24 protein-coding genes are annotated in these 13,575 nt (G+C 52.0%); 23 read left to right on the top strand and 1 reads right to left on the bottom strand.

The genetic code is table 11. From position 1 onward, the window contains the following. The first annotated feature begins 20 nt into the window (after positions 1–20). The 16 genes from AC2Q8J_RS04425 (at position 21) to AC2Q8J_RS04500 (ending at position 7,697) form a co-directional block, all read left to right on the top strand. Complete coding sequence (locus AC2Q8J_RS04425) at positions 21–680, top strand: hypothetical protein (protein ID WP_486452215.1); 660 nt, start codon at positions 21–23, stop codon at positions 678–680. A 179-nt stretch (positions 681–859) separates the two neighbouring features. After that, positions 860–1,120: a type II toxin-antitoxin system HicA family toxin gene (locus AC2Q8J_RS04430; RefSeq protein ID WP_486452216.1), complete on the top strand. Its 261-nt coding sequence runs from the start codon at positions 860–862 to the stop codon at positions 1,118–1,120. After that, on the top strand, positions 1,117–1,605 hold the full coding sequence (locus AC2Q8J_RS04435; RefSeq protein WP_486452217.1) for a type II toxin-antitoxin system HicB family antitoxin: 489 nt from the start codon (positions 1,117–1,119) through the stop codon (positions 1,603–1,605). The genes AC2Q8J_RS04430 and AC2Q8J_RS04435 overlap by 4 nt, the downstream gene beginning before the upstream one ends. 25 nt (positions 1,606–1,630) lie before the next feature. Continuing rightward, complete coding sequence (locus tag AC2Q8J_RS04440) at positions 1,631–2,143, top strand: hypothetical protein (protein WP_486452218.1); 513 nt, start codon at positions 1,631–1,633, stop codon at positions 2,141–2,143. A 329-nt stretch (positions 2,144–2,472) separates the two neighbouring features. Continuing rightward, the gene (locus AC2Q8J_RS04445; RefSeq protein ID WP_486452219.1) at positions 2,473–2,895 is read left to right on the top strand and encodes a response regulator transcription factor; all 423 of its coding nucleotides are present in this window, start codon (positions 2,473–2,475) and stop codon (positions 2,893–2,895) included. Continuing rightward, positions 2,892–3,080 carry a hypothetical protein gene (locus AC2Q8J_RS04450; RefSeq protein ID WP_486452220.1) on the top strand — a complete coding sequence of 63 codons (189 nt, stop codon included), beginning with the start codon at positions 2,892–2,894 and terminating at the stop codon, positions 3,078–3,080. The genes AC2Q8J_RS04445 and AC2Q8J_RS04450 overlap by 4 nt, the downstream gene beginning before the upstream one ends. Continuing rightward, complete coding sequence (locus tag AC2Q8J_RS04455; protein ID WP_486452221.1) at positions 3,077–3,298, top strand: hypothetical protein; 222 nt, start codon at positions 3,077–3,079, stop codon at positions 3,296–3,298. Before AC2Q8J_RS04450 ends, AC2Q8J_RS04455 begins: the two co-directional genes overlap by 4 nt. Continuing rightward, on the top strand, positions 3,295–3,609 hold the full coding sequence (locus AC2Q8J_RS04460) for a hypothetical protein (RefSeq protein ID WP_486452222.1): 315 nt from the start codon (positions 3,295–3,297) through the stop codon (positions 3,607–3,609). The genes AC2Q8J_RS04455 and AC2Q8J_RS04460 overlap by 4 nt, the downstream gene beginning before the upstream one ends. 8 nt (positions 3,610–3,617) lie before the next feature. Continuing rightward, positions 3,618–3,890 (top strand): winged helix-turn-helix transcriptional regulator, encoded by a 273-nt coding sequence (locus AC2Q8J_RS04465; RefSeq protein ID WP_486452223.1) that lies wholly within the window; start codon positions 3,618–3,620, stop codon positions 3,888–3,890. Continuing rightward, positions 3,887–4,237 carry a hypothetical protein gene (locus tag AC2Q8J_RS04470; RefSeq protein WP_486452224.1) on the top strand — a complete coding sequence of 117 codons (351 nt, stop codon included), beginning with the start codon at positions 3,887–3,889 and terminating at the stop codon, positions 4,235–4,237. The genes AC2Q8J_RS04465 and AC2Q8J_RS04470 overlap by 4 nt, the downstream gene beginning before the upstream one ends. A 16-nt stretch (positions 4,238–4,253) precedes the next feature. Then, positions 4,254–4,601 carry a hypothetical protein gene (locus AC2Q8J_RS04475; RefSeq protein WP_486452225.1) on the top strand — a complete coding sequence of 116 codons (348 nt, stop codon included), beginning with the start codon at positions 4,254–4,256 and terminating at the stop codon, positions 4,599–4,601. Positions 4,602–4,604: 3 nt separating this feature from the next. Beyond that, on the top strand, positions 4,605–5,417 hold the full coding sequence (locus AC2Q8J_RS04480) for a DUF2303 family protein (RefSeq protein WP_486452226.1): 813 nt from the start codon (positions 4,605–4,607) through the stop codon (positions 5,415–5,417). A gap of 29 nt (positions 5,418–5,446) precedes the next feature. Continuing rightward, entirely contained in the window at positions 5,447–5,632 is a 186-nt protein-coding gene (csrA, locus tag AC2Q8J_RS04485; protein ID WP_486452227.1) for a carbon storage regulator CsrA, read from the top strand. A gap of 94 nt (positions 5,633–5,726) precedes the next feature. Beyond that, positions 5,727–5,975 (top strand): hypothetical protein, encoded by a 249-nt coding sequence (locus tag AC2Q8J_RS04490; RefSeq protein ID WP_486452228.1) that lies wholly within the window; start codon positions 5,727–5,729, stop codon positions 5,973–5,975. Beyond that, the gene (locus AC2Q8J_RS04495; RefSeq protein WP_486452229.1) at positions 5,972–6,253 is read left to right on the top strand and encodes a hypothetical protein; all 282 of its coding nucleotides are present in this window, start codon (positions 5,972–5,974) and stop codon (positions 6,251–6,253) included. Before AC2Q8J_RS04490 ends, AC2Q8J_RS04495 begins: the two co-directional genes overlap by 4 nt. 1 nt (position 6,254) lies before the next feature. Then, positions 6,255–7,697, top strand: a complete 1,443-nt coding sequence (locus AC2Q8J_RS04500) for a DNA cytosine methyltransferase (RefSeq protein ID WP_486452230.1) — start codon at positions 6,255–6,257, stop codon at positions 7,695–7,697. Positions 7,698–7,732: 35 nt separating this feature from the next. On the opposite strand, the gene AC2Q8J_RS04505 is transcribed toward AC2Q8J_RS04500, so the two are convergent. Beyond that, positions 7,733–7,906, bottom strand: a complete 174-nt coding sequence (locus tag AC2Q8J_RS04505) for a hypothetical protein (protein ID WP_486452231.1) — start codon at positions 7,904–7,906, stop codon at positions 7,733–7,735. A 200-nt stretch (positions 7,907–8,106) separates the two neighbouring features. On the opposite strand from AC2Q8J_RS04505, the gene AC2Q8J_RS04510 reads away from it, so the two are divergent. The 7 genes from AC2Q8J_RS04510 to AC2Q8J_RS04540 all read left to right on the top strand — a co-directional run bounded on the left by AC2Q8J_RS04510 (position 8,107) and on the right by AC2Q8J_RS04540 (position 13,368). Beyond that, positions 8,107–8,310, top strand: coding sequence for a DUF4224 domain-containing protein (locus AC2Q8J_RS04510; RefSeq protein ID WP_486452232.1), 204 nt, complete (start codon positions 8,107–8,109; stop codon positions 8,308–8,310). After that, the gene (locus tag AC2Q8J_RS04515) at positions 8,307–9,293 is read left to right on the top strand and encodes a tyrosine-type recombinase/integrase (protein WP_486452233.1); all 987 of its coding nucleotides are present in this window, start codon (positions 8,307–8,309) and stop codon (positions 9,291–9,293) included. The genes AC2Q8J_RS04510 and AC2Q8J_RS04515 overlap by 4 nt, the downstream gene beginning before the upstream one ends. Positions 9,294–9,303: 10 nt before the next feature. Continuing rightward, positions 9,304–9,966: a hypothetical protein gene (locus tag AC2Q8J_RS04520; RefSeq protein ID WP_486452234.1), complete on the top strand. Its 663-nt coding sequence runs from the start codon at positions 9,304–9,306 to the stop codon at positions 9,964–9,966. Between the two features lie 260 nt (positions 9,967–10,226). Then, the gene (locus AC2Q8J_RS04525; protein ID WP_486452235.1) at positions 10,227–11,249 is read left to right on the top strand and encodes a tyrosine-type recombinase/integrase; all 1,023 of its coding nucleotides are present in this window, start codon (positions 10,227–10,229) and stop codon (positions 11,247–11,249) included. Then, positions 11,246–11,947 carry a hypothetical protein gene (locus AC2Q8J_RS04530; protein WP_486452236.1) on the top strand — a complete coding sequence of 234 codons (702 nt, stop codon included), beginning with the start codon at positions 11,246–11,248 and terminating at the stop codon, positions 11,945–11,947. Before AC2Q8J_RS04525 ends, AC2Q8J_RS04530 begins: the two co-directional genes overlap by 4 nt. A 105-nt stretch (positions 11,948–12,052) precedes the next feature. Then, positions 12,053–12,418 (top strand): hypothetical protein, encoded by a 366-nt coding sequence (locus AC2Q8J_RS04535; RefSeq protein WP_486452237.1) that lies wholly within the window; start codon positions 12,053–12,055, stop codon positions 12,416–12,418. Continuing rightward, a complete protein-coding gene (locus tag AC2Q8J_RS04540) occupies positions 12,418–13,368 on the top strand; it encodes a hypothetical protein (RefSeq protein ID WP_486452238.1) in 951 nt (316 codons plus the stop codon). The genes AC2Q8J_RS04535 and AC2Q8J_RS04540 overlap by 1 nt, the downstream gene beginning before the upstream one ends. Positions 13,369–13,575: the final 207 nt, after the last annotated feature.

The raw sequence follows: 13,575 nt of genomic DNA on the forward strand, positions 1-13,575 counted from the left end.
CATGCGAAGGAGCGCATCCCATGCAACTTAGAAAGACACTTTTCGTGTATGCCCTCACGCTAACGCCCTTGCTGGCGGGTTGCGCCACCCACCCACCAACCCCCAAAAGAGAAATAACGCTCAACATCACCAGCAACATCGACGGCGCCCAGATTTTAGCCAAGATCAAGGGCAACACATCAAGCGTTGGGACGACCCCATTTAATGGAATTGCCTCATTACCCGCACAAACCTTCACCCTATTAATCGATGCTGACCCTCGGGTGTTCAGCCCAAAAACGACAAACAAGATTCTTGTGCCTGCAGGCACTGAGACAATAGAATTTCATGCGGAATTTACAGACTTGGCAGAAGTGGCCCGAGAGCGGAAACGGCAAGAAGTGGCCACACTGACGGCAGAATTTAACAGTCTGAGTGTGCCAATTAGAATGAAAGTAATTGAAATAATTGACGCATATGCAATAACCGCGTCTACCCCAAACTACTTAGTCAAGTCCAAAGCCAATGAGGCGAAAATGCTGCTAAATCAAGCTGCTGTAGAGTTCCCCGAGCTACGAACAACAAGCTTCTTTACGCATTTAAAACGCCTTCACACCAACGTCAACCTCTCGCTATTCTTAAAATCGGACGAAATCACACCGGCCATCGACTTTCTCAAGAAAATCACAGGCCAGCTATAGCGCCACTCTCCAACAACGCGAAGTACACAGGCAGCTATTTGCCAGACAAACCATTGAGGAACAGCACCGCGTGAACGCAGCCCCTCGGAATGTACATATTTGCAAGCCAGGTTGACTTTAGCTATAACTTTCAAGGAGAATCGCGCTGCAACTGAAATCTAGTTGCAGCCATGACACGTATGTCTAGATACAGCAAAATCAGGGAGAAGCTGTTTGCAGCAACGCCGCCGCGCAACTTCACATGGGAAGAGCTGAAGTACCTCTTCTGCAGCAACAGCTATGAAGTGCGCAATGGCGGGGGCTCCCGGCGAAAATTCGTCAACCAAGAAACTAAACATGTCGTCAATTTTCACAAGCCACACCCAGGGAATGAGCTAAAAGCGTACATGGTGAAGCTAGCCAAGGAAGCGGTACAAGAAATGGAGGAACGGCAGAAATGAAGAAAAACTACCTCAAATACAAAGGATATTTAGGCTCAACGGAAGTCTCGCTTGAAGACGGCGTTATGTTCGGAAAAATACAGTTCATCCGAGACATCGTCACCTACGAGGGAACAACAGTACCCGAACTAAAAGAGGCATTCGAAAGCGCGGTTGATGACTACTTGGCCGACTGCGAAGAACTCGGATTCAAACCCAATAAGTCGCTATCGGGAACGTTCAACATTCGCATAGGCGAGGCTCGCCATCAGCAGTTGGCTGAAGCCGCCTTCAAGAACGACAAAACCATCAACGACCTGATCTGCTCACTAATTGATTCAGGCCTGGACGCCAGCAACCATAAAGAGGTGCACCTGCACTTTCACAGCAAAAAAGAAATTCCTTTTAATACAGTTGGCAGCACCAGCAAGCGCCTACCTAAGCAGCCTACAGCCGCATCCGAAGGGCGCATGAGCTCTGAAATACCCTACAGCAGAATGCAGTAACTGCCCGTATTAGCAGGAATAAACAATGAGCAAAAACAGCCTTGACTGGCACACACTTTCCACTGGCACCGAGCACCTAAAAACGCTATGCAATGAGTTTAATGCAAAGAACACTGCATTCAGCCCAGAGAGCAACGGAACCGGACGGCTTCTGATTGACGTAAGCTCAGACCGAGTCCAATTCAAAGACGCTCTTTCATGTTCAGACGAATCTGAAGGCGAAGACTGCAAGCTGCGCCTGAACACTAAGATCAGCCTCGTCGGTGAAGACCAAGAATCTGACGACCAAGTATTCAATATCGACGCAGACTACACGGGGCTATGGCTTGTCCATAAGGAGATTGCAGAAAAAGCCAGCGAAAATGAGCGATGCCGCGAGGAGCTCATCAACTTTTTCGTATACCAGCTTTATACAAGCGTAAAAAGACACCTGGAGAATCAGCTAGAACACTTTGGCATTTCATTCCCGGGCACAGGCCTCCCCTCGTCACTCCCTCCCGAGGATGAATTTACCAGCGCGGTGGAATCCGACGAATAAACCAAGCCTCACCGCATAACACTACAACGAAACAAAGCCGCCCACCGAGGCGGCTTTTTTACACCAGCCCCACCCCAAAATAAGCAAGAACTAAAAAAACAGCACTAATCTCTTGCCTAAAACTTTAGTGTGCGCTACATTTTTTAGCGTGATTTAGTAAAGGCACCCATGGCAGATGGGGCGCAGCAGGCAACCAGCGCAGAGCCGCACCCCTTTTGCGGCGTTTTAACGGCTGGCACCGCCAATAATCTGCAAGCCGGAATTGAAGTTTTCCATAGCCGGTAGCCCCGCCGGTGGCGACAGAGGGGCAAAACTTAAGGAGGAGTTTTATGCACGAGCACACAGAGCAACACCTCAACTACCAGCCAGGCTATCGGCTGGCACCGCGAGAAGGCGAAGCGCTGGTATTAGGCGCCATCGGCAAAACCACCAAAGAAGCCGCAAAGATCATGAACGTAGCGCCCGCCACCGTGAAGGCCTACCAAGACCGCGCCCGAGAGAAGCTTGGCGCCAAGAACATTGCCCACGCTGTGAGCATCGCCTGGGAAAAAGGCCTGCTTACCGCAAAGCACCTGATGGTTAGCGCGCTGATTCTGTCAGCCGCCTTCGCACCGCTCGACGACAACAGCGACGACCTCCGAAGCAATGGCCGCGTAGTGCGCACGCAGCGCCAAGGCCGCAGCGGCCGCCGTCGCGAGAGAACATTCGACTTCTTGCCACCCGAAATTCAGCCAGAGGAATCGCCAGCATGAACCGCTCTCCCCTTACCCGAGGCACCACCAAGAAACTTGTGGGCAACAGCATCAGCGTTGAGCGCCAGCTGGCGCACCTGGAGCAACAGCAGAAGCTAATGGGCGCGGTATATGTTCGACGCCCCGGCGACCGCGTCAGCATTGTGTACGCCGAAGTGGCCAGCCACGGAGCCGCCCACAATTGAACCCAGAGCTACAAAGAGTGCTTAGCCTGCTGCATACAACCGCAGAGCGCATGGAAGCCATCGAGCGACGAATGGGCAGCCTGGAGCGCGGCCTGAGCCGCAACAAGCTAACAAGCAAAAGCGCTGAAAGAGAAGTAATGACACTGCGCCAGCAAGTCGCGCACAACAGCGAAATGATAACCCTGATTACCAAGGCAACAACGGAGCAAAAACCATGAACGCAGCACCGTTACCCCTACTGAAATGCGTGTGTGAAATGCACAACCTGCGCCACCGCGCCGTGGTAAACCGGCTAAAAAAAACGCGCTACCTCAAAACCGGTCAATTTGGCCTGGTGCCCGACTATGCCAACAGCGCCACCAGCGACCACTTCATCACCCGAACCGAGAAATACTGGATCCCCATGCCCGGGGGCAACCGCAAGTACTGCGAGCGCACCGTCATTGCCTGCACACCCGCAGGCCAAGAGCTGGTCGCCAAACTCTGCGCTGACCTCACCAAGCCAGACCAAAGCAGCGAATGCGCATAGGGGCCCGCATGTCACAACACGCACCCAGTACAACCCAAAAAGCCCTGATCAAAGCGCTAGAGCGCGCCGGCACCGCTACGCAAGCCCAGCTCTGCCAGGCCGTAAACCGGCGCCCCGCAACCGTGTCTGCAGCCATGACCCAGCTAGAACAAGCGGGGCTCGTCAACGCCACATGGCAAGGCCGCCCACGCGAAAAATATTACCGACTACCCCAAGCCAAGAACGCGCGCCGCATCGCTCGCAGCCCTTGGATCAACCCTCAATGGATGGAGGCAGTATGAAACCCCTAGACACCACAGAAAAAGCCTGTGTCGAAACCGCACTCAGCAAACTCTTGAATGGCTCCACCTTCTACATTTCAGACCTGAATAAAATCGGCGAAATGCTCGGTGTAGACCCCCAACGCTCACCGCGCCACAAATTTTTGGACGGCTTGCACTGCATAAAGTACGCGGAAATGAAGCCGGAGCTACGCAGAAAAATCCCCGAACTGGTATTGGAGTGCCTGCGCCCCGAGCTCATTGACCCAGCACAATTCCTTTTTGCCGTACTCGCAGAAGGCCGCCAGCTCCCAACCATAGAAGACCAATACATCGACCAACTACCCAGCCCCAAACAGGCTCACTAACCCGAGGACAGACACCATGAGCACGGACGTACACGAATTTATCTCAGATCTTAATGGCGGCGTTTTCGAACAGATGCTGTCGCGATGCCTAAGCGATGTAGCAGCAGGCGTCGTTGACCATGAAAAGAAGGGGGTCGTTCAAATCACCTTCAGCATGGAACGCATCGGCGGCAGCCAACAGGTCGCCATCGCCCATAAATTGAGCTACAGCCAACCAAAGCCTAACGGCAAGGTGGTCGAGGAACACACTACGAAGACCCCCATGCACGTTAACCGCGGAGGCAAGCTAACCCTTTTCCCCGAAAACCAGCACCAAATGTTCGACAAATCTGGTGCACCAAAAAGCCACAACGAGGAGCGCTAACCCATGGATAAATCAGCTATTGAAAAAATTCAGGAATCTGCACTACTGCCCGACCTGATCAAGCGAATTGACAACACCAACACGCCAGTCATCGCACTGCCAGACAATTTCAGACTGCACGACCTTGAGCAATACCTAGAAGCGCCCACTGCATTTCGCGGACTGTTCAAAACCCGTTTTATCGAAGAATTTGTATCGTACATCGATGCGCAAGAAGGTACTGAAGCGACTTGCTTTATCAGCGACAGCGACATGACCGCGTCAATAAAATTTGACCTGGGCGACATCAACTACCCTGGTCACGGGCACCACGAAGCAGCGCTGAAACTGGAAAAGACCGCACCGTTCGAGGCGCTACTTGAGTTCGCAGACTCGCACCATAACCAAAAACGTGTCGCAGAATGGCTGGAAGACTGGGCCCACTTGCTATCCGCTTACGCACCTAACGGCGATGTACTGGACATCAAGAAAGTAATCTACGCCGTCCGGAACATCAATATTGAAGCCATGCGGAAAGCCGCAAGCGAAGTACAGCAACTCTCAGAAAGCCGCTCCTCGCTAGAGTCGATTGAAGTTAGCAGCAAAGAGCAGCTACCCGCCCAAATTCACTGGCACAGCGAAACCTACCAAGGCCTGTCTAGCCGCACTATTGCCATGCGCCTGAGTATTCGCACATCAGAAACACCAACACTCTGCCTGCAAACAATCAAGATGGAAGAATGCAGAGAGGTAATGGCGCGAGAGTTTGCAGAGACCATCGCCAAAGAAGTGGGCGATGCCGCCAAAGTGCTCATTGGCACCTTTGGCAAGGGTTAAGCAAAAACCACCAACGGAAGGTAACCACCATGCTCATACTCACACGCCGCATTGGCGAAACCCTAATGGCCGGCGATGAAATCACCGTCACCGTGCTAGGCATCAAAGGCAACCAAGTGCGCCTGGGCGTAAACGCACCCAAGCACATCGCCGTGCACCGCGAGGAAATTTACGAGCGCGTGCAAGCCAACACCAACAAGGACACCGCAGCATGATCCCCGCGGCCTGCCTCGCAGCGCTTGTCTGGCTATTCGCCTGGCAAGCCTGTCGGTTGGCCGCAAAAGCGGACCGCACAATGGAAAACGAACAATGAAAATTACCGACGACACAGACTGCCTGCTTTTCGACGACCAGAACCCAAAGTGCAACCTCATCGTCGCCGAAACCCAAGGCCAGCTATTTGCCTTTGTCACATGCCTGGACCTCGGCCTGCCCCACAACCGCCTGACCGCCCCGCACCAAAAGCGCTACTGGGGAAAATTCGACTGGGCGCAACAGGAAGCGAGCATTCGCGAAATCATGCACTACGGCAGCAAATGGCCGGAGCTGCCGCAATGAAACCCATCGCCGTCTACCGGGGCACCACCAACCACGATGGCAAATTCGTCGGCCCCATCCAGCACCCGGGTAAACGCCGGTACCGGTACCGCGTAGACCTTTGGATAAAAACCGGCAACAGCGCCCTGCTGCGCGACGAAATCAGCACCAAAGAGCCCGTGCGCCTAAACGACCTGCTGCAAGACCAAGTGCTACCCAACATCGACAGCCTCATTGCCGAAGCCGACCAAGAAGGCGGTACCCAGCAATACGGCTTTGAAATTTATAAGTGGGGATGAAATGAACTACCGAACCACACCACAATATTCGATGAGCTTTGACGAGCTGCTGGTTGACAACTTCGCCGGAGGCGGCGGCGCCAGTACCGGCATTGAGCAAGCACTGGGGCGCCCCGTAGATATCGCCATCAATCACGACGAGCAAGCCATTAGCATGCACACCGTCAACCACCCCACTACCACGCACTACTGCGAAAGCGTGTGGGATGTAGACCCTCGCGAGGTGTGCAAAGGCCGCCCCGTTGGCCTAGCGTGGTTCAGCCCCGACTGTCGGCACTTCTCTAAAGCCAAGGGCGGCGCACCGGTGTCGCCACGAGTAAGAGGCCTCGCATGGGTCGTGTTGCGCTGGGCAGCCACCGTCAAACCCCGCGTAATCATGCTGGAAAACGTCGAAGAATTTACCACCTGGGGGCCACTTGTTCGCGACGAAAATGGCGACATGCGCCCCTGCCCAAAGCGTAAAGGACAAACCTTCAAAAGCTTCACCAATGCACTGAAGCGCCAAGGCTACCAGGTGGAATATAAACAACTGCGCGCCTGCGACTATGGTGCCCCCACCATTCGCAAACGCCTATTTATGATTGCGCGCCGCGACGGCCAGCCAATCAATTGGCCTGCACCAACGCACGGCCCCGGCTTAAAACCCTATCGCACAGCCGCCGATATCATAGACTGGAGCTTACCCTGCCCCAGCATATTCGCGCGCAAAAAACCGCTCGCAGAAAACACCCTCAAGCGCATCGCCAAAGGCATTCAACGCTTTATTATCGAGGCAGAGAAGCCGTTTATCACGAACGACGTAGCCCCCTTTTTAACCGAACACGCCAACGGCTCAGGGCAGCGGGTGTTCAATACTGAGGAGCCATTGCGCACTCAAGTCAGCAGCATTAAAGGCGGGCATTTTGCCCTATGCTCAGCATTCCTCGCCAAACACTACAGCGGCGTTACCGGCCACGGCGGAGAACAACCTATCGGCACCATCACCCAGCAAGACCACCACAGCGTCGTCACAAGCCACATGCTCAAACTACGGGGCAGCAATGTAGGGAGCCCGACCGACAGCCCCCTGCACACCGTCAGCGCGGGCGGCACTCACCACGCCGAAGTGCGCGCTTTCCTGCTCAAATACTACGGCACCAACATCGGCCACGACCTGCGCGAGCCCCTGCAAACCGTTACCAGCAAACACCGCTTCGGGCTCGTTACCGTGCGCGGCGAGCAATACCAAATCGTCGACATTGGCATGCGCATGCTGCAACCGCACGAACTGTTCGCCGCCCAGAGCTTCCCGACAGACTACATCTTCGACCGCGACGCCACCGGCAACGCCATCACCAAAACCCAACAAATAGCCAAATGCGGCAACAGCGTCTGCCCCCCAGTCGCCGAAGCATTAGTTAAAGCCAATATGGCAATCGCCATCCAACGTGAGGTCGCAGCATGAATTCGCACTCCAAACGACCGCTAGGGCCTGCGGCATTACTTTTCACCCGCTTCGGGGATTCCGTTTCTGCGACCCCAGTCTGCAAGTTCCTCGTGGTTTGTAATCACCTCTACCACAACTGGCGGAGCGTTCACAAACCGATCTTCGACTTGCAAGACTCCTCCAGAGTCGATCAGCGACAAGCTATCGTTGTATACCTCACTAAGCATGTATTCGCTCCCTTGAGCGCGCATATCATGGATGTCGTTTATATCGATACTTACTTTTTTGCACATATTTTTTTCCTCTCTAATAAATGGGCAACAAAATGCTGCCTGAGAGTATTTATGCAACCTAAGCGGTTAAATCGGCTGAAACCGCAAACATTACAAAATTTTAATTTTTAGATTCATGACAGCAGGCTGAAGCGATGATTTTTCTCACACCGCTAGAATTGGAGACATTGACTGGCTACGCGCCTAATCAGCGAAAGCGGATTTGCGGGTGGCTCGATCATCACGGGTACCCATACACTACCAACCGCCTAGGCCACCCAGTGGTGCTGCGCTCAGACGTAGAAAAGGGAAAATCTAGCTCCACCGAACCACGACTTGACTGGTTAGAATCCGCATGAGCCCGAAACGTAGCAAAAAGAACACTGGCCTACCCCACCGCGTAACACACAAAAACGGCGCCTATTACTACTTAAAGCCAGTAATTAAAGACGGGAGAAGCAGCACGCAGTGGATCAGGCTCGGCAAAACCGAGCGAGAAATGCACTTACGCATGGCAGAGTTAGCGTCAGAGGGAGTCGGCCTGACCTCAGCCATTATCCAACGCTACCGCGAAGAGATATTGCCCAAGAAAGCGCGAACCACACAGAGTGCACAGAACAAGCAACTGGATCGCATCAACAAAGCATTTGGCCACATGCGACCCCGCGATATCCGGCCAGCTCATATCGCCAAGTACCACGACCTTGTAGGCAAAACCGCCCCATATCAGGCAAACAGAGAGCTCGCTTTAATCACCCACGTGCTCAAATATGCCGTACGCTGGGGTAACCTGGACGAGAACCCTGCCCGAGAAATACAGCGCTTCCCAGAAGCTGCCAGAGAACGCTACGTAACACACGAGGAATACGTTGCCGTGCGCGACGCAGCACCGATCTGGATTCAAATACTAATGGATCTCGCCTATATCACCGGCCAACGCCGCGCCGACCTACTTACTCTCACCCGCAGCCAGATCGCGGATGACGGCCTCCTGATAAAGCAGAGCAAGACAAAAACCAACCTACTCATTGAATGGACAAGCGACCTGAAGGGAATTATCACCCGAGCACAAACCGAGCTTGCGCCGCCAGGTGTTTCGTCGGTGTACATAATCTGCGACAGCAAAGGTCAACGCCGCCGCGATGCAGCGTTCACAACCGCTTGGACAAGGCTAATGAACCGGTGCATTGAGCAAGGCATCATCAAAGAGAAATTCCAATTCCGCGACCTGCGAGCCAAAGCTGGCTCAGACAGCTCAGGCGAGCACCTAGGCCACAAATCCACTACCATACTGAATCGACACTACAAACGCCTGCCGAAGCGGGTGAAACCGACTCAGTGAATGGACTCGAATGAAAAAAGCTGAATACATCGGAGTTGCATTGCTATCAGCGTTAGCTTTTACCGTCATTGCCACTTATTTCGCAAATTTCCACGCAGGCTTCTCCCGCGACCAAGGAGATTGGGCAAGCTTTGGAACCTACTTGGGCGGCACGCTCTCCCCAATATTCGCTGCTGCCGCAGCCTATATGGCGCTTTTAACGCACAGAAACCAGCAGAACCGGCACGCGGCGGAAGAGTTGAGAGACGCTGTTGAGAAGCAAGAGGCGATGATAGAGAAAGAGCTTTCTCTGACTGACATAAACATCGCTGGCAAAAGACATTCGGAGGAATCGCTGCTGACTGTCCTAACGCATCCCACCGCGTATATGGACTATGTGGAAGCACTCCCCAAGTTCGAAGACTATCAGTCGGCCTTAAAATCTTTGGAGCAAGGCCACGCGACCAGCTTTAAGGCCGGATATGCGGAACTCGTTTACTCTCTCACAGTTCTTTCGGCCAGGCTTCGTCACTTCGACCAAATGCTTCTAGCTCTCACCAAGGTCTCAAAGAGCAACGCTCTCGAAACTATATATCGATATAAGTACGCGCCGACCATCCGTGCCTTGCAAAAGCGAGGGTGGTACAAAGGCGAGTGGCTGAGAGAAACCAAATTGCCCCCAAATTCTGTCTAATAGCGAAAATCATCCCGTGTCAAATCAATGCTTTATAATCCCCCACCCATTAGACAATTTCCGCCTAAGCTGCTGATTTTGCAGAATAGTGACAATAACTGTTAATCATTGGGTCGCTGGTTCGAGCCCAGCAGGCGGAGCCAAATTTCTGAAGTAAATTCATAACCTTGCGGTTATTTGTTCGTTTTGGCATTCGATCAAATTAACCGGCCATCACAAAACCAACACAGTTGGTGCTGTGGGCCATAGTGAGGTGACGAATGGCTTCTATTCGAAAACTTGCATCTGGTAACTATCAGGTGCAAGTTCGCAGGGCGGGTATGCCTCCCATTACCCGCACCTTCCCTACCAAGAAACTAGCATTAGCATTTGCCGCGAAAGTCGAAGGTGACAGCGCTCTAGCACGTGCTCTCGGCAAAGCCCCCGCGTATATTCCCGATTTTCGCCAACTCAGCGATATGTACGAAAAACAATATACTGGTCGGGATGCCAGCAATCTTGGCCGCCTCAAGTGGTGGCGGGATCGGCTTGGGGACATCCCCGTCACCAAGATTGATGAGTTTACTGTTGATGATGCCCTGATGGAGCTTCACGCCAAGGGGTTAACAGGCTCAACACTCAATCGCTACAAAGCTACCGCTTCAGCAGCATTTAACTACTTTATTCAACACCCAGATTTCAAACGCGCAGGATTCACAAACCCGGTACGAAAGGAATCAGTAACGCGCTTCAAGGAAAATCCCAGCAAAGACCGTTTCCTGAGCAAGGACGAGCAGCAAAAGCTATTGCAATCGTGTCGCGAGTCTAACTGGGATAAGCTTTATCTTCTCGTGCTGATGGCCCTCACCACGGGAGCCCGGCGAGGAGAGCTGCTTGGGCTAGCGTGGTCAGATATTGACTTAAAGTCACGAGTGGCATCCTTGAAAGAAACCAAAAACGGAAAACCGAGGCTCCTTCCAATAACAGGAGCAGTGGTCGAAGAATTACTCGTACATAGGAAAGTAGGCAGTGGGCTAATCTTCGAAAGCACCGTCAGCCCAGACAAGCCTTACGAAATCAAAAAGCCGTGGGCTAAGGCGTTGTCCGCTGCTGGGATTGAGCACTGTCGATTCCACGATTTACGTCACACCGCCGCGAGTAATCTGGTACGGGCTGGAAGGTCACTGTTTGAAGTAGGAACGCTTTTAGGCCATTCATCAGCAAACATGACGGCAAGGTACAGCCACCTTGCGATACATGACACGCAGACTATGGTCGATTCTGTAATGGGAGAATTAAAATGAATAAAGATCCAGCGGGTAAGTCACATGGTACGAATACCTTTTGGTCGATACTGGAGCTAATACTAGATGACGACCCCACCACCAGCATAGGCATGGATATTTCCGATTTAGCTACTGCGGTTGAAACCAGCACATTTTACATTTGGGATCGTTTCCAAAGGTTCAGGCAAATAACTCCAGACACAACCGACGAGTACTTGATTCGATACCGAGACCAAGTGCTCAATGAACTTGCTGGAGGCATTGAAGGTGTTGAATATAACGAAAATTACTATAGAGGGCTGCAAGATACCGCCTGCTACCTAAATTTAAGTGGCTGGAGGGTTAGCGACCTACCAGACTTTTCCGCGCTCAGGAAATCATGGCAGAAAAAAAATGCTGGCGGGCATTTACCCCCTCCGAAGCCGAAACTTCCCCGATCTGATGCCGGGATTTATAAAATTACATATTCGGCTTTACTGTATGCCACCGATGGTGACGTAGATTTCTTGAATGAAATCGCGGACGAAAAAACCCACTCTGGCAATACCGAGACTCTGAAGAAAAAACTAAATCTCGGGCAAATGGACTATGACACTTTCAAGCCGTTTATCGATAAAGCTGTAGCTCACGGAAAAACCGATTTTCCCAAAGACCAACTCGACGAACTACGGACGCTGGGTAAACACAGGGATAAGACGAAAATATCAAAAAAATAACCCGAAGTTCGGAGATACCTTCATACCTCCGGACTCATCCTCCTCCATTCCAAGCAAACTAACTCCTGCCAAAACGGACAATAAACCGTAAACACAGGAGTAATCATGAATAAAGACGAGTTTGAACTGCCGCCTGAGGCAAAAGCAGCTGCTTGTTACCCAAAAAGCGATGGCGCGCCGAAAGGACTTGAGTACTATATTCAACTGGCTCAGAAAAAAATGGAAACAAATGACCGTTTAGCGAAGGAGCATCTTACCAGTAGGCAGCTATCCATCTCCTTGGACGAGTTAGAAACTTTCCCAGAATTCCACCAGAAACGTCCGAATATTTCCCAAAACCAATTGGAATGGATTTACCGCCATCGAAAGCATAATGGCTTTGCTAAGGCCTTCAAAAAAATTGGCAAGCTTCGATATGTCATTGTGCCAGTTTTCACTGCGCTTCTACTGAGCAATGAAGGTGACGGCTGATGGAAACAAAAGTCGACTCCAAAACAGATTTTCTAGCACTTTCCCGGTATCAATCTCATAAGCAAATACCGGAAGAAATACGTAAGCAACTAGAAAATGATATTCGCAACCTTAGCCGAACCCAGCTTCGCCACAAATATAGTTCTGAGTACAACTCATGGAGAAATGCAAAACAGCGGTGTCGCAACGGCAAATGTACGTTTTCTGAAGATTGGGTAGAATTTCCAGCCTTCCTATGGAGCGAAGGCCCTGCACCAGAGGGACAAACGAGCCTCGATAGAATCGATAATGGCAACCTCCATTACGGCCCCGGTCTTTGTCGCTGGACTAGCCCCTCAGTTCAGAATTCCAATAAAAGCAACAATGTCTACATCGAATACGATGGCCGCATCGAGAACGTCGCCTACTGGTCAACGCAGACAGGTATAGCGGTATCAACACTGTATCAGCGAAAAAAAAGCGGGTGGTCTGATCGTGAGGTAATTGAAGGCAAAGGAGCAGAGAATCGATCATCTTCTAATCGCCCTTGGCCAGAAGATAATCACGAGGTATGGGAGCGACAGTTTTTGCTAAGGGTGATGCGTGAGCCTATGAGTCCTCTGAGATTCTTGTCAGAAACCGCTATGGCAGCGCTCGAACGTCTCAGCAACTTCTCGGCCAGCATCCCTCCAGACCCGGAGACCGGACGACAACCCGACGATATTGCCGATTATATCGACAAGGCGACGAACCTGTGGATAGCACGCTACGAATTAGCTCAAACCCACACGGACTACAAGCGCTGGGAAGCCAAGCTGAAACGCCTGAGCGCCAGCGGAGAAGCTGGTATCTCCATGAGGGAATTTCATCAACTGAATCCCCCGCCAGACATTACAGCTTTTCATCGCCTGACGGGTGACCTCCCCAAGGATAGGCCAGCGGCCTTCAAGGAGGTGTACCCACCACGATAGGACATACTGCGGGACACCGCGTAGGACATACACAGAAACCTAACTACCTATTTTACATGAGGATTTTCCAGATGACTGGGACACCGAAGAAACCAAAATCAACCACATTCTCACCCGAGTCTGTCGAGAAGTACGGTGAAATGTATAAGTACAAGCTCAAGGGTTATTGTGACCATGAGCAGGTCGAGCTTCTGACCGATTCACCAT

It is taken from the genome of Spongiibacter sp. C9W (assembly GCF_057370015.1).